Annotated in this window: 17 protein-coding genes; 14 read left to right on the top strand and 3 right to left on the bottom strand. The window is 44.5% G+C overall.

From position 1 onward, the window contains the following. The first annotated feature begins 7 nt into the window (after nt 1-7). Entirely contained in the window at nt 8-613 is a 606-nt protein-coding gene (locus tag ASD40_RS03975; protein WP_057302035.1) for a pentapeptide repeat-containing protein, read from the top strand. A gap of 79 nt (nt 614-692) precedes the next feature. On the opposite strand, the gene ASD40_RS03970 is transcribed toward ASD40_RS03975, so the two are convergent. Both ASD40_RS03970 and ASD40_RS03965 read right to left on the bottom strand, forming a co-directional pair. Next, complete coding sequence (locus ASD40_RS03970; protein WP_057302034.1) at nt 693-2,213, bottom strand: response regulator; 1,521 nt, start codon at nt 2,211-2,213, stop codon at nt 693-695. A 21-nt stretch (nt 2,214-2,234) separates the two neighbouring features. Beyond that, nucleotides 2,235-4,040, bottom strand: coding sequence for a sensor histidine kinase (locus tag ASD40_RS03965; RefSeq protein ID WP_156389888.1), 1,806 nt, complete (start codon nt 4,038-4,040; stop codon nt 2,235-2,237). A gap of 174 nt (nt 4,041-4,214) precedes the next feature. Here ASD40_RS03965 and ASD40_RS03960 point away from each other — a divergent pair, with 174 nt between their 5' ends. From ASD40_RS03960 to ASD40_RS03925, 8 genes are all read left to right on the top strand, one after another. Beyond that, nucleotides 4,215-5,549: an ABC transporter substrate-binding protein gene (locus ASD40_RS03960; protein WP_235549158.1), complete on the top strand. Its 1,335-nt coding sequence runs from the start codon at nt 4,215-4,217 to the stop codon at nt 5,547-5,549. Between the two features lie 86 nt (nt 5,550-5,635). Beyond that, nucleotides 5,636-6,508, top strand: a complete 873-nt coding sequence (locus ASD40_RS03955; RefSeq protein WP_057302100.1) for a carbohydrate ABC transporter permease — start codon at nt 5,636-5,638, stop codon at nt 6,506-6,508. After that, nucleotides 6,508-7,338, top strand: coding sequence for a carbohydrate ABC transporter permease (locus ASD40_RS03950; protein ID WP_057302032.1), 831 nt, complete (start codon nt 6,508-6,510; stop codon nt 7,336-7,338). Before ASD40_RS03955 ends, ASD40_RS03950 begins: the two co-directional genes overlap by 1 nt. 21 nt (nt 7,339-7,359) lie before the next feature. Next, nucleotides 7,360-8,529 (top strand): SGNH/GDSL hydrolase family protein, encoded by a 1,170-nt coding sequence (locus ASD40_RS03945; RefSeq protein ID WP_057302031.1) that lies wholly within the window; start codon nt 7,360-7,362, stop codon nt 8,527-8,529. Further along, entirely contained in the window at nt 8,522-9,211 is a 690-nt protein-coding gene (locus ASD40_RS03940; protein ID WP_063870714.1) for an SGNH/GDSL hydrolase family protein, read from the top strand. The genes ASD40_RS03945 and ASD40_RS03940 overlap by 8 nt, the downstream gene beginning before the upstream one ends. Then, nucleotides 9,204-11,585 (top strand): glycoside hydrolase family 95 protein, encoded by a 2,382-nt coding sequence (locus tag ASD40_RS03935; protein ID WP_057302030.1) that lies wholly within the window; start codon nt 9,204-9,206, stop codon nt 11,583-11,585. Before ASD40_RS03940 ends, ASD40_RS03935 begins: the two co-directional genes overlap by 8 nt. Before the next feature lie 192 nt (nt 11,586-11,777). After that, nucleotides 11,778-12,548 carry a GNAT family N-acetyltransferase gene (locus tag ASD40_RS03930; protein WP_235549157.1) on the top strand — a complete coding sequence of 257 codons (771 nt, stop codon included), beginning with the start codon at nt 11,778-11,780 and terminating at the stop codon, nt 12,546-12,548. Between the two features lie 48 nt (nt 12,549-12,596). Beyond that, complete coding sequence (locus tag ASD40_RS03925; RefSeq protein WP_057302028.1) at nt 12,597-13,565, top strand: ROK family protein; 969 nt, start codon at nt 12,597-12,599, stop codon at nt 13,563-13,565. A 167-nt stretch (nt 13,566-13,732) separates the two neighbouring features. Here the strand turns inward: ASD40_RS03925 and ASD40_RS03920 are convergent, their stop codons facing one another. Beyond that, nucleotides 13,733-14,782 (bottom strand): zinc-binding alcohol dehydrogenase family protein, encoded by a 1,050-nt coding sequence (locus ASD40_RS03920; RefSeq protein ID WP_057302027.1) that lies wholly within the window; start codon nt 14,780-14,782, stop codon nt 13,733-13,735. 128 nt (nt 14,783-14,910) lie between these two features. On the opposite strand from ASD40_RS03920, the gene ASD40_RS03915 reads away from it, so the two are divergent. From ASD40_RS03915 to ASD40_RS03895, 5 genes are all read left to right on the top strand, one after another. Next, on the top strand, nt 14,911-15,288 hold the full coding sequence (locus ASD40_RS03915) for a winged helix-turn-helix transcriptional regulator (protein WP_057302026.1): 378 nt from the start codon (nt 14,911-14,913) through the stop codon (nt 15,286-15,288). A 149-nt stretch (nt 15,289-15,437) separates the two neighbouring features. Further along, nucleotides 15,438-16,463 (top strand): LacI family DNA-binding transcriptional regulator, encoded by a 1,026-nt coding sequence (locus ASD40_RS03910; protein WP_057302025.1) that lies wholly within the window; start codon nt 15,438-15,440, stop codon nt 16,461-16,463. Nucleotides 16,464-16,633: 170 nt separating this feature from the next. Next, on the top strand, nt 16,634-18,424 hold the full coding sequence (locus ASD40_RS03905) for a glycoside hydrolase family 36 protein (protein WP_057302024.1): 1,791 nt from the start codon (nt 16,634-16,636) through the stop codon (nt 18,422-18,424). A gap of 26 nt (nt 18,425-18,450) precedes the next feature. Then, on the top strand, nt 18,451-19,488 hold the full coding sequence (locus ASD40_RS03900) for a LacI family DNA-binding transcriptional regulator (protein ID WP_057302023.1): 1,038 nt from the start codon (nt 18,451-18,453) through the stop codon (nt 19,486-19,488). Between the two features lie 337 nt (nt 19,489-19,825). Beyond that, a complete protein-coding gene (locus ASD40_RS03895) occupies nt 19,826-21,505 on the top strand; it encodes a hypothetical protein (RefSeq protein WP_057302022.1) in 1,680 nt (559 codons plus the stop codon). The last annotated feature ends 16 nt before the right edge of the window (nt 21,506-21,521 follow it).

The raw sequence follows: 21,521 nt of genomic DNA, 5'->3' as shown, positions 1-21,521 counted from the left end.
GGCCAATATGTTTCAGTATATAGATCAACACTACGAGGCAGTTGATTTTAGCGGGCGGGATTTAAGATACGGTGAACTCATTCGCTGCACCTTTAAACGTTGTACATTTACCAGCAGTTCGATGGAGGAAATCACGATCAATCAATGCCGGTTCATAGAATGCAATTTTCGCGGAGCTTTGTTGAATGGTTCGATTCACACAGAATCTGCTTATGAAAACTGCAATTTTGCTGAAGCTAATCTCTTCGTTTCTGAATTTAACCATTGTAAAATGACAGGCTCAGACTTTGCAGGCGCTCAAATGGATGGTGTTACCTTGGTTCGAGGGGATTGGTCCTATACAAATTTGAGACAAGCTAGATTAGCAAAACAGGTTATGCGAGGAGTTCGTTTTCATGGAGCAGATCTTTCTGATGCTAATCTGGAGAAGGCTGATCTAAGAGATTGCGACCTGACAAGTGCAATTTTTGGAAAAGCAAAGCTGCAGGGTGCGGACTTGCGTGGCGCTAATATGGATGGAATCGATTTTAAAACGCTTGTTGTCAAAGGTGCACGGATGGACAGAGAACAAGCTGTTAGTTTTTTGCGTTCATACGGTGCAAAGATAGATTGAGACTGAGAAATCCGACTTTTCCTTTCAAAAGGCAAGTCGGATTTTTCGTTTCAAATGTCCAATTCTTGCCTTGGCTTCTTTATACATCTTGAGGCTTAAAGGGAATTGCTGCTTTGTATTCCGATGGACTGCACCCGACATATTCCTTGAACACTTTTGAAAAGTAATGCTGGTCGTGAAAGCAGAGCGCATCCGATAATTCTTTGATTTTCATATCGGGATTTGTTTCCATTAGTCTTCTTGCTTCACGAATTTTCAAATCCAGATAGTGATGTACGAACGTGTTTTGAGAGTATTTTTTTACAATCCGGCTTATATAGGAAGAGCTTACATGAAATTTCGTGGAAAGATCGCTCATAGACACCTGGGCATACAGGTTCGTTCTGAGATGCTCATCGATTTTCATAAACAACTCATTGCCGCTTTTTTTGTTAGAGGTCAGCAAAGAGTCGAAGCATTCGCCCGAAAATGCAAGAAGTTCAGAGCAAAAATCGGCATAGCTTGATTGTTCAAATAGTTTCCTGGCTTGTTCAAGCACCGCCCAGTTTTTCCATTCGGTATGCGGGTTTGCAGAGGATTCGAATGCTCCTACAAGCCGGGATACAAAGCGTTCCAACTGGGCGACGGGGAGGTCAGCCTGCTGCCATTTACTCAACTGCTCGGAGAGCTGCAGGAGAAAGCGGTCCTTCTGAAGTCTCTGTATCATGCCTGTATAGTTGTCGCCTAATCGGTCTATTTCCTCTTGTGAAGCTTGCTGTATGTGCAGAGGAAGGCTGACATCCAGCAGGATCGGCTTGGAGAAGTTTAATTGTTCCTTGAGTGTCTGTGAAATTTCCCTGTAAGACTCGGGGATCTTCTTAGGCACTACCGATCTGGAACTGCAAGCTATAGAGACATCGAGGCCCAGTGTAACAAAGCAATTGTGTATTATTTCCATAATATTCATGTTGTAATTGTGGCCCTCAATGAAAGAAGCATTCGTCAGGATAAGAAGCTGCAGGGGATCTTGAGTTGGAAAAAGCCAGAAGGGATGCCCCTCCAAAGCCTCCGTGAGTCTCAACTTAATAATCTCCGAATTCCAGTGATCCGAAAGTGGCGTAAAGATTTGCTTGCGAACCACCCATAACAGCTTGGAGTGCTCAAAGAAAGCCGGTTCCAGTTTCATAAGACGGCTGGAAGACGGATCCAGAATTCCATCGAATACGGAGCTTTCTGTATGGTGTTCCTCTTCGAGCTGGGCGACGACTCGTTCCATAACCTCCATCATCTGACTGCGTTCTACAGGCTTTAACAAGTAGTCGCATACCTGCAAATTAATGGCTTTTCGTGTATATTCGAAATCATTATACCCGCTGATGAGAACGACCTTCAGCTTGGTGTTTATTTTTTTGGCTTGATCGATCAGTGTAAGACCGTCCATCTTAGGCATTCTGATATCCGTAATGAGAATGTCGATTGCGTTATGTTGACAAAACTCCAGCGCTTCCTCGCCGTTCGTTGCGGCGGCTGCGACTTGAATAGGAAGACCGGAAGTTTGAATGAGCGCTTTGAGGTTCCGCAGAATCGGTTTGCTGTCCTCTGCAATGAGAGCTTGAAACATCGTTGTCCCTCCCGCATGAATCTAGTAAAAGTCTTTGGTTAACGAAGCTATAATTTGGATGGTAGCGCCCTGGCTGCCGGAATTGTTGTACAAATTAAAAAATAACCGGTTCCTGTACATAAGCTTGAGGCGATTTACGGTGTTCACAATCCCCATATTGCCGATTCCCGCCGCAAGACTCTCCTGCTCCTGGGAGTCGGGGTTCATGTCGTCGATATGGCTGAGAATTTCTTTGATCTTGGATTCCGCAAACCCCCCGCCGTTATCCGTGATTTCAATAGCCCACAGCCCGTTGTACAGCTTGGCCTTAATCTGGATTTTCCACGGAGGATCAGATCGATCGAAGGCGTGTTCGATGCAGTTTTCCACAAATGGTTGAATGACTAGGCGTGGCAGCAGTATGGATTCAGAGGAATGGTCGATGTCTATTTCCCACATGAGATCATCTTCGTATTGCTGCCCAATCAACGATAAGTAATGCTTGGTATGCTCGATTTCATCCAATAAAGTGACATGCTCATACGGAGAAGAAACGACATATCTCAGATTTTCGGATAAATGCTTGCACATTTCACTAACGACTTGTACCTTGTTCTCTTGAGCTGCAATGCTGATCAAATAAAGCACATTGTGAATAAAATGCGGAGCGATCTGTGCTTGCAGCGCCGAATTCCGCGCCATTGCCTCTTTGTGAACCGCCATCTTCTCTCTTTCGATCGATTCTTGCAGCCGATCAAAAAGCTCGCGAAACGCTTCGTTCAGCAGCAGCAGTTCATTGTTATACAGCCGGCTATCCATGTTCATGCTCAGGTTGCTATAGTTGATGCGAAGAATTTGACTGCGAAGCTTCCTGATCGGCAGTACTAGACTTTTGGACGTGAAATAGATGTACAGGAACGAGAATAACGTTAGTGAGACAATGATGATTATCGCAATATTTTTAACGGAATTGACAGAACCAAGAACGGATTTGCTTGGTGTGATCACATATACCGTCCATCCTGTAAACGAAGATTTCTGGAAGGCGACATAGTTCTCAGAAGTATCTTTATAAATGCCGTTCGTGTTTGAAAGGTAGTCATTGCTTCCGTCAGGTGTCTTGTACTCCGTGTCTGAGGACTTAATAACCGCCTCACCGTTGCCGTCTGTTACGAATACGTTTCCGGTGTTGCCAGCGTCAGCCAAGGATTGTAAATCACGATTATCCATCTGAATGGACAGATAGCCGAAGACGGTGCCATTCACATCCACGATGGAACGTATAAAGGAAATTGGCTGGCCCTTGGGCGCATAGAGAATGTAGCTGCTGCTTTCCAATTTCCTTCTTGCCGTCTCGTCACTTAATACGGGCTCAAGCGAAGGCAAGTCCGTATATCCGATATAGGAAGCCAACTCATCGCCTTGAAGGCTGTAAATGATCATATCATGGATATTTAGGCTTGGGCCGACGGCACGAAACATAATATCGCTAAGCACACGTTTTTGATTCAAATCATCAATCGAAGAAGTTGACTTTTTGCTCAAGGACTCATACAAAAAAGAGAAAATATCCCGATTGGATAATACGCGCTGCGAAAGCTGGTTTTGCATAGCGATGTAGCTGTCCAGTTGACTAGCAACTTTGGTGGCTGTCAAGAGAGTGTCCTGGATGGTTCTTTCTTTGAGCGGCTTGACGACTAGCACATTTACATAGATCAGAAAGCAGCCGAGAATGAAGATAAGCAGAATGAAAAAGGTTGCAAACAGCTTAGTCTGGAGGTTGATCTGCAGCGGCTTTTTGCCGATCAAGTTATTCACTTCTGCGCACCTTCCTTCCTGTAGTGTCATGAATAACCCTACTATAACACCGGAATGAAATCGTTAATACCCCCAAATTGGTTCATAATATTACACAGGAAGAGTCAACCACGAACATGTACTTTGCAGGAATAGATACCTATAATCGTAGTTGTAACCAGTTGCAACGGGTTTCATCAAACCAACATGATGGAGGGGTTCAGTTTGAAACAAATAAATAAAAAAATATTATTTAGTTCCCTTACGCTTATGATAGCGCTCTCCCTGACAGGCTGTGGATCCAAAAGCAATCCAGATTCGGGCGGAAGCAGCACGCCAAGCAGCACGGATAAAGCGTCTCCCTCGCAGTCTGCCAAAGTAACGATTGAATTTGCATTGGGGAAAAGCTCTGAGAACGCAGCTTATGCGAATAAAGAAATGCTAGCGGAGTTTGAAAAGCAGACGAATATTCACGTCAACATCCAGATGCTTCCTTCCGAGCAAATCTCCACGATCATGCAGACGAAGCTGGCTGTGGGAGAAGTGCCTGACCTGATTCTATATAACCTCGTCAGTGCTGAAAGAGAACTAAATTTGGATAAAAATTTTGAACAGCTGGATAATGAGCCGTGGGCTTCCAGATTGCTTAACAAGGATGTGCTTTCTTCTAACGGGCATATTTACGCGTTTCACCTGAATCAGGACGCAGGGCAGCAGGGAATGGTTTACAACCAGGATATATTCAAGGAACTGGGATTGTCTATTCCAAAGAATTATACTGAACTGCTGGCGGTTAGCGACAAAATTAAAGCAAGCGGTATCACTCCGATCTTCATGCCTTTTAAAGATTCCTGGGCGACTAATATTTGGACAGCAGCCGCACTGGCCGATTATGCGAAGAAAAACGATCCTAAATTGTGGGAAGATTTGAACGCGAATAAGCGCAAATGGACCGAAGTTCCCGCTTTTGAAACCGTTACGCAGCAGCAGCTGGACCTATTTAAGAAAGGATATACGAACAAAGACGTATTAAGCGATAGCTATGACATGGCGGTCAATAAATTCCTGAAGAAGGAAGTCGCTATGATGGCTATGGGGGATTGGCTCATTAATGACGCCTATCAAAAAGATCCAAACATTCATCTTGGACTCTTTGCTATCCCGTATGCAGACGGAGCGGATTTGGGAATAAGCCCGCTAGGCGGCCAATTGTTCGTCCCTAAAAAAGCTAAGCATCTGGCGGAAACCAAGAAATTCCTGGATTACCTTGCCTCCCAAAGCGTAGGGCAAAAAATTGTAACAGCGAACAAATATATTTCCAATTTCAAAGATATCCAAACGCCGGAACTGCCTCCATATAAGCAGGCGATCGTTGATACTTATATGAAAACGAATAAAACGACGATGACAATGGACGCGTACCTATCAGTCGATATCTCAGAGCTATGGAAAGGCTACCAAGACATGTATGCGGGCGGTAAGACTCCGAAAGATGTTTATGTTTCCTGGGATAAAAAATTCGCTCAGCTGATGAAAGACAAGAAGATGCCGGGCTTCTAAGTATAAGGTTTCAAAAGGTTTCGCCAAAAGGCAGAATGAAGCTTCAGGGCTTTATTCTGCCGAAGTTTTTTATGGAGCGTGATAACATGAGAATTACGAAACGTCTTTATTCTTACTATTTAATTTTGCCGGCTCTGCTTCTCTATTTGGTTTTTTATGTGCTGCCTACGGTGATTGGTTTGTTTTATTCCTTTACGGATTGGCGGTTGGACACGGAAGAGATCCACTTCAACGGGCTGTATAACTTTGAACGTATTTTCACGGACGAGACGCTGCTTCTGGCCATCAAGAATACGATTATCTTCGCTATTATAACCGTCATTGGCAAAAATGTGCTGGCAATCCTTCTTGCAGTTGCACTGAATATGAATTTAAAAACCAGAAATTGGCTAAGAGCCATATTTTACACACCTTCCATTATAAGCGTACTGGTCATCAGTCTCTTGTTCATTCCTATGCTTCGTTCGGAGGGCTTAATTAATCAAATCCTTGATACCGTAGGGTTGGGTGTTCTGAAGCAAGCTTGGCTGACGGATCCCTCCGTTATTATGCTGACGATTAGCGGACTAGCGATCTGGCAATTTACTGGATTTCAAATGGCTATTTATTTGGCTGGGCTGCAATCCATCTCGAAAGATTATTACGAAGCGGCCCGAATCGATGGAGCGGGAGGCTGGAAGAGCTTCCTTCACATTACGCTCCCACTGCTGTGGCCCGCTATTAATATCAATGTCATGCTGACCTTGATCGGAGGCTTGAAGGTGTTCTCCGAGGTGTTCGTTCTGACAGGAGGAGGTCCCGGGAATTCTTCTCAGGTCATTGGGACCATGATTTTAAAAGCATTCGGAGAAGGCAACTGGGGGCTTGGAACGGCCGTGAATACCGTACTGTTTATAGCTGTAACGCTCATTTCCATTCCGCTGCTCATGTATATGCGCCGCAAGGAGGTACAGGAATAATGATTTCATTGCGTAAAACTGACTGGAAGGCGTTCGTTGTGGAAGCTCTCATGCTGATCCTTGCGCTCGCCATAATAGCTCCGTTGCTCATTATGCTGTTAGGTTCCTTTAAAACAAGCTCAGAGGTATTGGATTTCTCTTTAAAGCTGCCTCGCAAATGGATGTTTTCCAATTACAAGGAAGTGATTGAACAGGGAGGGCTGCTTCGTGCTTTCTGGAATGGCATCCTGATTTCAGGTGTATCTTCCGTGTTGAACATTATCACGACTTCTGCGGCTGCTTTTATTATTGTGCGCCGGGATACAAAGCTTTCCAATCTGATCTACCTGTTTTTCTTTATGGGGCTAATTGCTCCAGTCTCGATTATTACGACGATTCGTGTTGTCCAATGGTTGGGCCTTTACGGCACCATTACGAGCGCAATTTTTATTTATGCGGCGATGAACAGCGCTTTTAGCGTTTTTCTATACACAGGTTTCATGAGGTCGATACCAAGGGCGCTGGATGAGGTAGCTTTTCTGGAAGGCGCCAATATGTTCGACGTATTTATAAAAGTGATTTTCCCGTTAATTATTCCGGTAAATGCCACTGTGGCAATTATGGTATTTATGTCCGTCTGGAACGACATTACAATCCCGATTTATTTCTTGACGGATAGCTCCAATTGGACGATGCCTTTATCCGTATATAACTTTTACGGTAAATTCAGCAGGGATTGGAATCTCGTATTCGCTGACTTGACGCTGACCTCATTACCTGTACTTGTCTTATATCTAATGGCGCAGAAATATATCGTCAGCGGCTTAACAGCCGGAGCCGTCAAAGGCTAAGGAAAGGATGTCATTTCAGCGATGTGGGCTTCCTATAGGTCAGTCACCGTTCTTTCAACGGCTAAAAATTATATCATGACTAGCAATTCAACCTTTACGCACTCTTACAGAACTTACATCAAGCCGAGGGAATACGGAAAGCTGAAGATGAAATTCTGGTGCAGCAATAACGTGGACTCCACATGGGCGGACGGGTCTGTTTCCAGGGCAAATCTGCAAGGGGGTTCATGGAGAATTGAGGCGGCTTACATAGCTGACGGTGGGAGACTTCCCGATGGAAGTGTCGTTTCGGGCACTCAAGTACCGTTAACTTACGATTCTTCGTTCTCCAAACTTGTCATACCGGGTGAAACGTTCTGGAGTGATGCCATAACTTTAACTATCCCGGAAGGAAACTATTTGGCGTTTACATGGACGATTACGACTATGGATGCGGGGAACAGCATTCCCTTCAATACGGAAGGCTTGCTGGTGTCTGCCTATGATGCGCCGGGACATGCTGCTGATCAAGCGTCATCCGATTTATACCGCAGATCTGCCAACTGCCTGGTGCTGCCGGATTTCATAGGCTACGAGCGTGTGTGTGCGAAACACATTACTTTTCTGGGGGATTCGATTACCCAAGGCGTGCGGACCCGTTTGGATGCTTATGAATACTGGGCTGCACACATTGCGGAGGGGCTCGGGCATTCAACAAGCGTCTGGAATATCGGTTCAGGATGGGCAAGAGCCTATGATGCAGCAAGCGATGGAGCCTGGCTGTACAAGGCCAAGCAAAGCGATGAAGTCGTCATTGCATTGGGGGTTAACGATATCGGTACTGCCGGCCGAACTGCGGCTCAAGTGCTGGACGACCTGCAGACCATCGTCGCCAAGCTTAAGCAGGATAATGCTGCAAAGATGGTTACCCTGTGCACAGTTCCTACATTTAATTTCACCGATTCGCAGGAGTTAGCCTGGAGACAAGTCAATGACTCAATACGCCAACATGCCATCCTTGGTGCCGATCACGTGTTTGATATGGCAGAGGTGCTTTCCCAAGCAGCACCAAACGACAATCTGCTTAATCCAGCCTATATGGCCTCAAGCTCGGACCCGCATCCTAATGGGGAGGCGGGCTTAGCTATAGCCGATGCTTTCCTGTCATGGTATGGGAACATTGCTGATCTAAAGGAGGTTAGCTATGAATAAATTTGGGGTTTCATCCATATTGTTTCAGGGTGATTCGATTACCGACGGTAATCGCGGAAGAAACGATGACTTGAATCATATCTTGGGTCACGGGTATGTGTTTCTGCTTGCTGCAGAGCTGGGCTTGCAGGCAGCCGGACAAGCGCCGCATATGGTTAACCGCGGCTGCAGCGGGAACCGCATCGCCGATTTGTACGGACGCTGGGAGGAGGATGCGCTTTCGCTGCATCCTGATCTGATCAGTCTTTTAATCGGGGTCAACGATGTTCATGCATTCGTGAACGGGAAGCAGGATTTGGTTCAGGACAGGTTTGTGCGAACGTATCGCAGATTGATTGAGGATACGCAGGAGCTGCTGCCCTCAACAGCGATTGTGATCTGCGAGCCGTTTCTGCTTCCAGCAGGTCAGGTGGGGCAAGCTTGGCAAGCATGGCATTCCGAAATGAGCCGGAAACAGGAGCAAATTCGTAAGATTGCGGATGAATACGACCTGGACTATATCGATTTGCAGCAAAGCTTTATTGATGCCTGCGAGCTGGCGCCCGCGGCTTATTGGCTTTGGGACGGTATTCACCCGACACCGGCTGGCCATGCCTTAATAAAAAATCGTTGGATGGACTTCTATAGCAAACGATTCATGTCTGATAGTGGGATATCAGTAGGAGGGCAAGCGTATGAGTGAAAAAGAATTGAAGCTCTGGTATGAGCAACCGGCGGTACAGTGGGAAGAGGCGCTTCCGATCGGTAACGGGCGATTGGGCGGCATGGTGTTCGGCGGAGAGACTGTGGAGCGGATTGAATTAAACGAAGATACGCTATGGTCAGGGACTCCGCATAATGCTCAGCGGCCGCGGCCATTTCCGAGCCTGTCTAAAGTCAGAAATCTCATTGAACAAGGCAGTTATGAAGAAGCAGAGCAGTTGATCCACCAAGAAGCGTTGAGCTCTTATGCACAGTCGTACTTGCCCTTGGGCAACCTGATCATCCAGCGCGAGTTTCCAGGAGAGATTTCGGCGTATAAGCGGGAGCTGTCACTGGATAACGCCGTTACACAAGTACTTATGACATCTAGCGGTGAGCAGAGCTTGTTGCAGACGGCATTTTGCAGTAACCCAGATCAAGTGATGGTTGTACGTCTCGAAGCGGAGCAGCAGGAGCTGATCTTTACAGCCTCGCTGCAGGGCATGCTGCAGGGAGAAGTGATCAGGCTGACGGACAGACATCTGGTTTACAAGGGACGATGTCCCAGTCACGTAGAGCCGAACTATAGGAGTGTGGGAGTGGAGACTCCTATTCTCTACGACGAACGGCCAAGTATTGAGTTCGAGCTGCATCTGGCAGTGTTTGCCGATGAAGGTGAGGTTTCGGTTACCCATCAAGGGGAGCTCACGGTGCAGGGGGCGCAGAAGGCAGTTCTGCTGATCACTGCTGCGACAACGTATCCGTCAGTTGAGGACCCGAACCGGCAGCATAAGCTAAGAGGCACCTGCCTCAGCAGAATTGAAGCGGCAGGCTCTAGAGGATATGCCCAGCTGCTAGAGCGGCATATAGAAGATTACCAACGCTTGTTTCATAGAGTGGAACTAAAGCTTGGCGACCCAGAGCAGTCTGAATTACCGACAGACAAGCGATTGAAAAGATTTCGCACAGGCGCAGATGATCGTGGTTTGGTAGAGTTATTCTTTCAATTCGGCAGATATTTATTGATCGCTTCCTCAAGAACGGGCTCCCAGCCGGCGAATCTGCAAGGCATCTGGAATCGGGAGCTCCGACCGCCATGGTCCTCCAATTTTACGACCAATATTAACGTTCAAATGAATTACTGGCTTGCTGAAATTTGTAATTTGAGCGAGTGCCATGAGCCTCTGCTGAAGATGATCGGAGAATTAGCCCTTACAGGAGCAGCTACTGCATCGGAAACATTTGGCTGCCGCGGTTGGGCTGCTAATCATAATACGGATATTTGGAAGCTATCCAACCCGGTTGGCGAGCAGGATGGAGGCATCCATTGGGCTTTTTGGCCGATGTCGGGAGCTTGGCTTTGCAGGCATCTATGGGAGCATTATGTTTTTAGCCAAGATACTTCCTATTTACGCAATGAGGCCTATCCGCTGATGAAGGGGGCAGCCATGTTTGCGCTTGATTGGCTGGTGGAGGACGCATCAGGATTTCTGGTTACGAATCCGTCCACCTCGCCGGAAAATCAATTTATTTCGCCCAATGGCTATGTATCGTCTGTCAGCAAAGCGGCAACGATGGATCTCATGCTCATCTGGGATTTATTCAATAATTGTATGCAGGCCTGCGAAGTTTTGGAGGTTGATCAGGACTTCCAATCTGCGCTGAGCCAGGCAAGGGAGCGACTTTATCCGCTGCAGGTTGGGCAGTACGGACAACTCCAGGAGTGGATAGAAGATTTCATGGAAAATGAACCGGGGCATCGGCATATGTCTCATTTGTATGGATTTTACCCGGGGAATCAAATTTTGTTTCATGAGCATCCTCAGTTGGTGGAAGCAGTGCGGACCTCGCTTCGGAGAAGACTGGAGCAGGGTGGCGGACACACAGGCTGGAGTTGTGCCTGGATCATTAATTTGTTCGCGAGGCTGGAAGAAGGCGAATCTTCTTATCGCTATGTACGACAGCTGCTGGAGACATCCGTTTACCCGAATTTATTCGACGCGCATCCTCCATTTCAAATTGACGGTAACTTTGGCGGTACGGCAGGAATTGCCGAGATGCTGCTTCAAAGTCATGCCGATGAACTTAGCCTACTTCCCGCATTACCCGCACCGTGGGCTGACGGGTTCGTGAAAGGCTTGCTGGCCAGAGGTGGATTCGAGGTGGAGATCCGGTGGGAGCAGGGGGAATGGACAGAAGTGAGCCTGCGATCCCAACACGGAGGTTTATGCAGAGTGAGAAGCAAGCAGCCCGTTGATACCGTTGTGTCGGAGGGCGTTATCATTGATTGTCGTAGGATTGATGCTGATCGGATTGAATTCGATACGGAGGTAGGAGGTATCTACGTTTTGCGGTCATTTGGGGCGAAGCGTTAACGTTGGCAGATAGTAATTAGGCGTTCACTCTATTGGGTGAACGTTTATTATTTTTGGCGTTATGGAGGACGCAGTGTGTTCGTCGGGCAGAGCTAACGGGAGGTTCGTTTAACGAATACTTTCCCTTTAATTTATGAAATGCATCATTTACTATGGAATTAATAATAGTCTCTCATGAAAGGATGGCTTGGGATGATTACAAAAGAATGCCTTATCAATGAAATTCAATTTCTTATTGAAGAATACATCCACTCTCTATCTTCACCTTTTGATTCCTTCTTGGAGGAGCATATTCTAGCATCGACTTTTTACATGATCCAAGAGGGATCAAACGTAGTGGGTTACTATGCTATTCACAATAACGAACTTCTTACCCAATTCTACATCAGTCGCCCCTACCAAATGTACGCACAGAAGATGTTTAGCCAAGTGCTTGAAAGTAATACAGTGAACTCTCTTTTCGTTCCGACCTGCGATGAACTATTTGTAAGCCTAGCGATAGATAAGGACTTCACGATCAACAAACAAGCTTACTTTTTCCAAGACAATCATGCAGACATAATAGAGAGTAATGTATCAGGTGATGAATCATTTCGTCCTGCTAATTTAGAAGATCTGCAGCAGATACAACAAATCTGTGGAGATTTTCTTGACCAATACGAACGGCGGATTGCAAGTGGAGAACTCTTCACCTACTATAGAGGTGCTGTGTTGCTGGGAATCGGAGTAGTTGAGAAGTCTAAGATGTTCAAAGGATTAGCAAGCATAGGTATGTTTACTAATGAGGCATATAGAAAGCAAGGAATCGGGAAAGTCATCATTTTACAATTAAGGAAATGGTGTGATAAACAGGGTATTAAGCCTGTAAGTGGATGTTGGTACTATAACGAAGCTTCTAAGAGGACTCTGGAGAGTGCGGGTATGGTCACGAAAACCAGACTATTGAAAATCAAAGTAACTTAAGAATGACTGATTAATAAGATCGGATAATATATGGGAGCGGAGATAGTTATGAGTAAATATGTTATTGGAATTGATCTTGGCGGAACCAATATTAAGTCCGCAATTTTCAACATGGAGTTTCAAAGCATTCACGAAAGAAGTGACCCCACGGAAGCCGCAAAAGGACCTAGCCATGTGTTAAACAAGATTAAAGAAATTGTTCAAGAGATGATGTCGTTCGTAGGAATCAATCAAACTTCTATTAAGTGTATGGGTATGGGAATCCCTGGTTTACTTGATCCAGATGAAGGTCTATCCATATTTTCACCAAACTTTCCAGATTGGGAAAACATTCATGTTGTGAATCAAATGAAAAACAATTTTGACTTTCCTGTTTTTATCGACAATGATGTGCGGGTAAATATGTATGGTGAATGGCTGTTTGGTGCAGGCATCGGTTACAAAAACTTAGTATTGATCACGTTAGGTACGGGTCTAGGATCTGGTATTGTAAATGATGGAAAGGTTTTCTACGGTACAACATCTAGCGCGGGCGAAATTGGGCATATGAATATGTACCGAGAAGGTCGCCCTTGTCGTTGTGGAAGCTCAGGTTGTCTTGGGAGATACGCGTCGGCGATAGGAATGGTTAAAACCTTTACAGACAAGCTTGAAGAAGGTCGGTCAAGTACCGTATTGCAATGGGTGGGAGACGATCGGACGGCAATTACTGCCCAGATGATTTCAGTTGCATACGATTTGGGAGATTCACTTGCAATTGAGGTGATGCATGAAACAGGAAAGATTCTTGGTTTTGGTCTTTCGAATGTAATCAACTTATTAAATCCAGAAGTAATTATAGTTGGTGGCGGAATGTCGGCAGCTGGTGATCGCTTGCTGAATTCAGTACGCGATACCGCCCGAAATCATGCTTTAAAGCTTTCTTCCCATGCTTGTAAGATAGAACAAGCGAAATTAGGCGGACAGGCTGGTATGATCGGGGCGGCTGCATATGCGAACAGTAAGATGCCTTCATAATTTAACCTGTAATTTGTAAAGAGGTTACGCTAAAACGAACAACGAGAGCACTAAAACAACAGGCTGCCGGAATCATCGGCAGCCTGTTGAGCTAATGGGTAGTTACAGGAATAGCCTGCTTTGATATTTGAAATTTCCAATAATGTACGTTTATCGTTGAAGCTGTGTTAGAAGTTTTCTAACACAATCTTTCCTATCGATCTACCTGTTTCCATTTTTTCATGTACGGCACGCAGGTTTTTTGCATTAATTGGTTCTAGGCGCTCAGTTAAGGTGGTTGTTAACTTACCTTTATCGATTAAGTCAGCCAGTTCATTCAGCAGCTCGTGTTGTTTGATGATATCTTTGGTATGGAACATGGATCGGGTAAACATAAGCTCCCATACAAATGTGACACTTTTAGAAAAAAGCAGGTCCATATCCAAGCTTCCCGTCCAAGTAGTCTTATCTGCAGGTACGATTGAACATATCTTACCTTGGGGGGTTATGACCTCTGCCATATTCGCAAAATGTTGCACCGTGTCATTTAAACAAAGTATATAATCGACAGTCTCTAATCCAATATTCTTGAGTTGCGGTGCAAAATGGCTATTGTGGTTGATAGTAAAATCTGCCCCTTGATTTTTGGTCCACTGGATTGACTCTGGGCGTGATGCAGTACCTATTACCGTTAGACCTGCTAATTTGGCAAGTTGAGTAGCAATCGACCCTACTCCTCCTGCTGCACCGATAATGAGTATGCTTTTATCTTTGTTTTCGTCTACGCTATGATGGATTCCTAAACGATCAAATAAACCCTCCCAGGCAGTTATCGAGGTAAGGGGTAAAGCGGCTGCTTGTGCAAAATCCAAACTCTTAGGTTTGTTTCCCACAATTTGTTCATTTACCAAGTGAAATTCACTATTACCCCCTGGGCGAGCCACGCTCCCCGCATAATAGATCTCATCTCCAGGTTTAAATAACTGACATTCAGGTCCAACCTGTTCCACAATCCCAGCTACATCCCAACCAAGAATTTTAGGTGATTCTTCTTCATAGTTATTTTTCTCACGCACGCCCAAGTCGGCAGGGTTGACAGAGATGGCTTTTACTTCAACCAGTAGATCGCGTCCTGTAGGAACCGGTTTTTCAATATACAGATCAACAAGGCTCTCCGGAGCGGATATAGGGAGATATCGGTAAGCGCCGACTGCTTTCATTTTTTGGTGATTAGTCATATTTTTCTTCTTCCTTTCAAGTTGGTATATCGTACGTTTGAATTATATGGTGTATACTTACTTTTAGGAAGTAGGCATAATTTTATTATATAGTACTAAAAATCATACCATCGGAGGGAGACAGCGTAATGGGAGATCGAAGAAACAAATACGGCTCTAATCCAAACATGGCAGGATGTCCTGTGGAGACAACTCTGGATGTCATTGGGGGTAAATGGAAAGGGATCATACTCTATCATCTCATTGACGGAACGAAAAGATTTAATGAATTTCGACGTCTCAATCCGGGTATTACGCAGTTTATGCTTACATTGCAGTTACGGGAGCTTGAACGTGATGGCATCATTCATAGAGAAGTTTATAAAGAAGTACCGCCTAAAGTGGAATACTCACTTACTGATTTTGGAAAGACGTTAGTACCGATCATAATATCTATGAAAGAATGGGGGGAGATTTATAAAATTAGACTTAACGAAATTAGAACGCAACAAGGGGAAGATGCTTGAATGTTCAAAAGGGGAAAGGTTTTCTTATAACTTTTCATGCTGAAACCCACAGTTTTTTTTGGAATGTCAAATTATTGCCAATGCTGCCATTAGTCTGTAGAATGTTTAGTAAATATCTGTTTATTTAAATGGCGAAAGAATGTGATAGCATGGTAACGATCAAGGATATAGCCAATAAAGCGCAAGTTTCAAGTGCTACTGTTTCACGCGTTCTAAATAACGACATGACTTTGCAAGTTGCAGAGGAAACTAGGCAGCGAATTATTGAAGTTGCTAAGCAACTGGACTATAAAAAAACGAAATCACGTGCAAATAAGAACCTTGAGGCAGAAGCTGAAAAAAAGCAAAACATCGGATTAGTTATCTGGGGCTCGGAACAGTTGGAGTCCTCAGATCCGTATTTCATGTTTATTCGTCAAGGAATCGGAAAAGAGTGTGCAAAGCAAGGTATTACCGTTGACAAGGTGATGTTCATGGATGACTTCGATATGAATATCGCAGAGGAACTGGATGGCTTAATCGTCATCGGCAAAGTGCATATCGATTTGCTGAGACGATCGACTCAGATACCGCATATTGTTTCGATCGATTATGTGTTAGATGACGAATACGACTCCGTTATGTTCGACCTGCGCAAAGCGACTAGACATGCTATGGATCACCTTTTTCAGCTTGGTCACGAAAGAATCGGCTACATTGGCGGAATCAGTTATATTCGCACGCTAGAAGGCAAAGTGTATAACATTGATGTACGTCAAAAAGAATACGAAGCGATCATGCGGGAAAAAGGATGGTTCGAACCCGCCCACCTGTTTGTGGACGACTGGCGCACAGAGCAGGGCTACCTTTTGATGAAGCAAGCCTTAGAATTGGATGATCGGCCAACTGCTTTTTTGATCGGCAGTGACCCAATGGCTATAGCCGCGCTCAAAGCATTGCAGGAATCTGACATTAAAGTACCGGACGAGATTGCCATCGTAAGCTTCGATGACATTCCCTTAGCTTCGTTCGTTTCCCCTCCTCTTACAACCGTAAGAGTGCTTACGGAAGATATGGGGGTTACGGCTGTGAAGCTGTTGGTTGACCGTTTCAACGGCCGTGATGTTCCTCTCCATGTGACCATACCAACAAAACTTATCATTCGTGAGAGTTGTGGGACAAAAATAGAATCGTAAAAATAGGAAGAAGCCATCTACTCAGATCTGTATAGATTTGAGGGATGGCTTTTTTTAATTTAGTGAAATTTACTGAATGATGAATAAAAACGATTGAGAAAGTATCATTTAAATGCTAAAATCAAGTAAACATTTAGTAAATATATATATTTTGTGATGGAGGAACCAACATGAAAGAGGAAGCTTTGAACAATTGCACGTTACAGGTAGGTCCTTACCATTTTCAATTATCGGGCTGCAACGAGCAGTTTCGCGGCTCGATGACTCGGGCGAACGTTCAGGAGGGTGTAGAACTTATTCACATCAGGTTGGAAGGTGAGAACCCGCAACAACCGCCTACGATCGAGTTAATTTGGCATCATCCGGGCCTAGATATTCAGGGCAGTTGGTACCCTAGCGCCTATCGTTCCAAGAGACTTCGTGTGGATTGGGAAGAAGGAGTCGTTTCCAAATCAACGTATTCTGCGCCAGTCTTTAGTTTATATAACATACAGGGAAGCAACCGACTCACGTTCGCTTTTTCTGATGCGCTCAATTCCGTAGCCTTGTCAGCAGGTGTCAATGAGGAGACGGCAACTTTCCGCTGCGGGGTCAAGTTGTTTTTTGAACCTAGTGCACCCATGTCTGTTTACGAAGCGACTTTGCGCTTGGACACGAGAGAGATAGCGTATTATGAATGCCTGGATGATGTTCAAAAGTGGTGGGTTTCCCTTCCCGGATATACGCCTGCACTTGTACCTGAATCAGCTAAACTTCCCATGTATTCAACGTGGTACAGCTTCCATCAGCAACTTACTTCGAAAGGGATCGAGCAAGAATGTAAGCTAGCCAAACAATTAGGCTGTGAAGCCGTCATTGTCGACGATGGCTGGCAAACGTCTGATAACACGCGCGGCTACGCTTATTGCGGAGACTGGGAAGTATGTGAAGAGAAAATTCCCGATATGAAAGCTCATGTTGAAGGTGTACATCAAATGGGTTTGAAATATTTGTTATGGTATTCGGTTCCTTTTGTTGGATTCAGGAGTAAGAATTGGGATCGTTTTAAAGACAAATTGCTAAAGACGATTGACAGCTTGCAAACAGGCGTGCTGGATCCGCGGTATCCTGATGTACGGGAATTCATTATTAACTTGTATGAAACAGCGTTGGTGGAGTGGGATCTTGATGGATTTAAGCTTGATTTTGTAGATAGCTTCGTTGGAACTGAAGAGACGATTTATAAGGAAGATAGCTCGATGGATTACATCTCAATTCCTGAGGCTGTAGACTGCTTAATGAGCAATATCATCGATAGATTAAGACTCATAAAGCCTGATGTCATGATCGAATTCCGTCAAAATTACATCGGCCCTTTAATGAGAAAATACGGAAACATGTTTAGGGCAACGGATTGTCCGAATGATGCGATCGAAAATAGAATCAGAACGCTAGATGTCCGGTTAATTAGCGGAGATACGGTTGTTCATTCCGATATGGTAATGTGGCATCCGCAAGAACCGGTTGAAAGCTCTGCGCTGCAGATCGTAAACACGCTATTTTCCGTTCCGCAAATTTCAGTTCTGCTGGACCGCCTACCGGAAGAGCATCTTCAAATGGTGCGTTATTGGTTATCTTTTTGGAGGGAGCATCGCGATGTATTGTTAGACGGCCATTTGAAACCGCAGCATCCAGACTTTCTCTATCCATTAGTCATCGCGGATAACGGGCATAAAAGGATTGTTTGCGCCTATGGCGATGTAACTGTCAAACCAGGACGCAATCATCCCGAGCATGTTCTATTCGTGAACGGAACGTTGAATTCGCGGATTTATGTGGAGATGGAAGAGGATTGGGGCGCCAAATGGGTGGAGGTTCGAGATTGTAAGGGGCAATTGATTACTAAGGAACGTTTGGAACTGAAAGCTGGCATTCATCGATTGGATATTCCCCCTTGCGGCGTGGCATCGGTATACGAATAGCTTCGAAAATGTATGGAGAGTATGTGATGATGATAGCCACGATTAAAGATATTGCCAAAATCGCTCAAGTTTCTTCGGCTACGGTTTCGAGGGTGTTAAACAACGATACGACGTTCAATGTGCCCGACGAGACAAAGCATCGAATTATGGAGACGGCAGGTAAGTTGAACTATCGCAGAAATGAGCGAAAGCAGAAAACGGAACCAAGTGACATGCAGCAACTAAAGTTTGGTTTACTGATCTGGTGTTCCGAGCAGATGGAATATTCGGATCCCTTCTACTTGTCTATCCGGCAGGGCATCGAGAAGGAGTGCGTAAAGTACGGGATTAACATTAGCAGAGTGTTCCGATTTATGGATGAATCTAGCACGAACATCGATGTCGATCAGTTGGATGGATTATTCCTTATTGGAAAGGTGCATATCGATATCATCAACCAATCGACACGTACGCCAAACATCGTTTCTATCGATTATGTGCTTAGTGATGAATTTGATTCCGTGATGTTCGATTTGCCCAAAGCGACCAGGCAAGCTTTGGATCATTTGCTTCAACTAGGTCATCGAAAGATTGGTTATATTGGCGGAATCAGCTATATCCGAACATCAGAAGGGAAAATGTTCAATAAGGATGCTCGGCAAAAAGAGTTTGAAGTCATTTTGAAAGAAATGGACTTATTCAATCCTAATTATGTGTTTGTCGGTGATTGGCGCGCCGAAGTTGGGTATGAGCTAATGAAACAAGCGCTGGAAGCGGAAGATGTGCCTACCGCCTTCGTGATTGGCAGCGATCCTATGGCGATTGCTGCGCTTAAGGCAGTGAGCGAATCTGATTATAAAGTGCCTGACGATATAGCAATTGTTAGTATTGACGACATTCATCTAGCTTCGTTTGTAACTCCTCCGATAACGAGTATCAAAGTGTTTATGGAAGAAATGGGCGAAACAGCGGTTAAGTTGATGGTCGACCGCCTGAGAGGTCGAGAACTGCCGCTGCATGTAACCATTCCAACGAAGCTTATGGTGAGAAAGAGCTGTGGTGCGCATACCGCGGACGCAAAATAGAACGAATAAGGTGTGGTAAAGCGAATAGGTGAATCTGTCGCTTTACCATTTTTCATTACATTAATTTTTGATCAACACATATATTTAGTAAATATAATCATTAATTAGGGTTTTAATTAAAATATTTTAGTAAAAACTATTGTGTTTTTAGAAAATAATTAGTAAAATAAAAAAGTGGAGTGATTCACTAATCAAATTTGCAAAGACAACTTGCTTATAACAGAATGTATGGTCAATGGTCACAGAATTGGAATGCTGAGATGCAGGAGGAAATCTTAAAGGACGGTTTTGAAAGCGCAATCATTTAAACTAATTTAAATGAAAGAAGGGGTCGGATTTGAAAAAGACATTGCGAGTTATGTTGTCTGCGGCACTAACGATGAGTGTTGTTGCTGGATGCTCCACACAGAAGGTTGACAACAAAGCAACAGAAACACCAAAAGCTACGACTGAAACAAAAGCGGAAACAGCAAAAGCCGCAACGAACGAGTTTGGCTGGGAAGTGCCTAGTAAGCCAATTGAGTTTAGTTACTACTATGCAGATGCGATCAACCCTGACAAGACCAAAAAGAATAGCGATTTGATGCATAAATTCTTATTGGAGAAATTTAACGTCAACATGAATAAAATTACTTTTGATGCTAAGAAAGAAGATAAGTTGAATTTGATGCTTGCTTCAGGCGATTATCCAGAAGTGATTGCCAATATGGACGAGGCGACGGTAGCCAAGTGGGTCGCACAAGGTAAAGTGCTTGAACTTGGTCTAACTATCGACAAGTTAGCGCCGAACGTCAAGACGCAATTGGGTGATCTGTATAAAACATACTTAACGAACGGCAAATTGTATGCCCTTCCAGGTTATTGGGGATCACTGCCAATCCCGGATTTCTCAGCACATATTCGTTATGACTATTGGAAAGAACTTGGAACTCCGAAGTTTGAAACGCCAGATCAATACTATGATGTACTGAAGAAAATTCAGGAGAAGCATCCGAAGAATGATAAAGGTGAAAAGACGTACGCGCTCTCTGGTTTTGCACCGGTTACGGAGAAGATCGTTCCGACACTGGCTGGCATGTGGGGACTGAAAGACGGGAATAAAATCAGCGCTGACGGAAAGATTACGCATTGGATTAACACGCCTGAAGGTCTTGAGCTTACGCTTTTCATGAACAAGATTTATCGCGATGGCTTGCTCGATCCAGATACATTTATTAACAAGTACGAGAATATGAAAGCTAAAATGTCAACGGATCGTGTTATGGGCTTCATTGGCGCATGGTGGATTGGTTGGAACGCAGGACACGAAGTGTGGCAGAAGAGCGATCCTAACTGGAATGAAGAGAAGCGTTTTATGCAAGTGAGCGCAAAAGCTGCGACTGCTGATAAAGCCTACTTGTCAGGGAAGAATTCGCGAAGTACAGGTATGACGGTGATAACGAATAAAGCCAAAAACCCGGAAGAAATTGTGAAATGGTTAAACTACTCTGTGACAGATACCGGTACAAGATTAATCGGTTGGGGAGTTCCGAATACTGACAAATCCGTATGGAACTTCAAAGACGGGAAAGCCAGTTTTGTTGAATCACAGAAACAAGCGATTATCGATTCCAAATTTGATTACGATGCTGGTGATCTACTCGGCATGGATATGTATAATCTGGTTACTAGCCAAGGCATTACAAAGGATGACGGTAAAAGCGCATATTGGTTTGATCAAAACTTCAACGATAATGCGAAATGGAAAAAGATGATGAACGACAATTTGAAAGATACGATTTATGACAATACCGTTGGGGATATCAAAATTCCTGCCAATGACCCGCTGGCAATAACCGATAAGCAAGTGAAAGATTTGCTTGAGTCGCAGTGGGCTAAAGCGGTTATGAGCAAGACGGAAGAAGAGAGCCGTAGTAATTACGCAGCCCTGAAAGAAAAGCTGAATGCAGCAGGCTTGGATAAGATCGAGAAATATAAAACCGATGAATACCAAAGAAGATTAAAAGAGTGGAAATAACAATAACGAAAGGAAG

The sequence above is a fragment of the Paenibacillus sp. Root444D2 genome, from assembly GCF_001426375.1.
Lineage (GTDB): Bacteria > Bacillota > Bacilli > Paenibacillales > NBRC-103111 > Paenibacillus_E.
This window is presented reverse-complemented; position numbering and strand designations above follow the sequence as displayed.

Excerpts from the sequence above, each read along its gene's own strand:
- ASD40_RS03975 (WP_057302035.1), top strand. The coding sequence starts at position 8 with ATGTTTCAGTATATAGATCAACACTACGAGGCAGTTGATTTTAGCGGG.
- ASD40_RS03970 (WP_057302034.1), bottom strand. The coding sequence starts at position 2,213 with ATGTTTCAAGCTCTCATTGCAGAGGACAGCAAACCGATTCTGCGGAAC.
- ASD40_RS03965 (WP_156389888.1), bottom strand. The coding sequence starts at position 4,040 with ATGACACTACAGGAAGGAAGGTGCGCAGAAGTGAATAACTTGATCGGC.
- ASD40_RS03955 (WP_057302100.1), top strand. The coding sequence starts at position 5,636 with ATGAGAATTACGAAACGTCTTTATTCTTACTATTTAATTTTGCCGGCT.
- ASD40_RS03950 (WP_057302032.1), top strand. The coding sequence starts at position 6,508 with ATGATTTCATTGCGTAAAACTGACTGGAAGGCGTTCGTTGTGGAAGCT.
- ASD40_RS03945 (WP_057302031.1), top strand. The coding sequence starts at position 7,360 with ATGTGGGCTTCCTATAGGTCAGTCACCGTTCTTTCAACGGCTAAAAAT.
- ASD40_RS03940 (WP_063870714.1), top strand. The coding sequence starts at position 8,522 with ATGAATAAATTTGGGGTTTCATCCATATTGTTTCAGGGTGATTCGATT.
- ASD40_RS03935 (WP_057302030.1), top strand. The coding sequence starts at position 9,204 with ATGAGTGAAAAAGAATTGAAGCTCTGGTATGAGCAACCGGCGGTACAG.
- ASD40_RS03930 (WP_235549157.1), top strand. The coding sequence starts at position 11,778 with ATGATTACAAAAGAATGCCTTATCAATGAAATTCAATTTCTTATTGAA.
- ASD40_RS03925 (WP_057302028.1), top strand. The coding sequence starts at position 12,597 with ATGAGTAAATATGTTATTGGAATTGATCTTGGCGGAACCAATATTAAG.
- ASD40_RS03920 (WP_057302027.1), bottom strand. The coding sequence starts at position 14,782 with ATGACTAATCACCAAAAAATGAAAGCAGTCGGCGCTTACCGATATCTC.
- ASD40_RS03915 (WP_057302026.1), top strand. The coding sequence starts at position 14,911 with ATGGGAGATCGAAGAAACAAATACGGCTCTAATCCAAACATGGCAGGA.
- ASD40_RS03910 (WP_057302025.1), top strand. The coding sequence starts at position 15,438 with ATGGTAACGATCAAGGATATAGCCAATAAAGCGCAAGTTTCAAGTGCT.
- ASD40_RS03905 (WP_057302024.1), top strand. The coding sequence starts at position 16,634 with ATGAAAGAGGAAGCTTTGAACAATTGCACGTTACAGGTAGGTCCTTAC.
- ASD40_RS03900 (WP_057302023.1), top strand. The coding sequence starts at position 18,451 with ATGATGATAGCCACGATTAAAGATATTGCCAAAATCGCTCAAGTTTCT.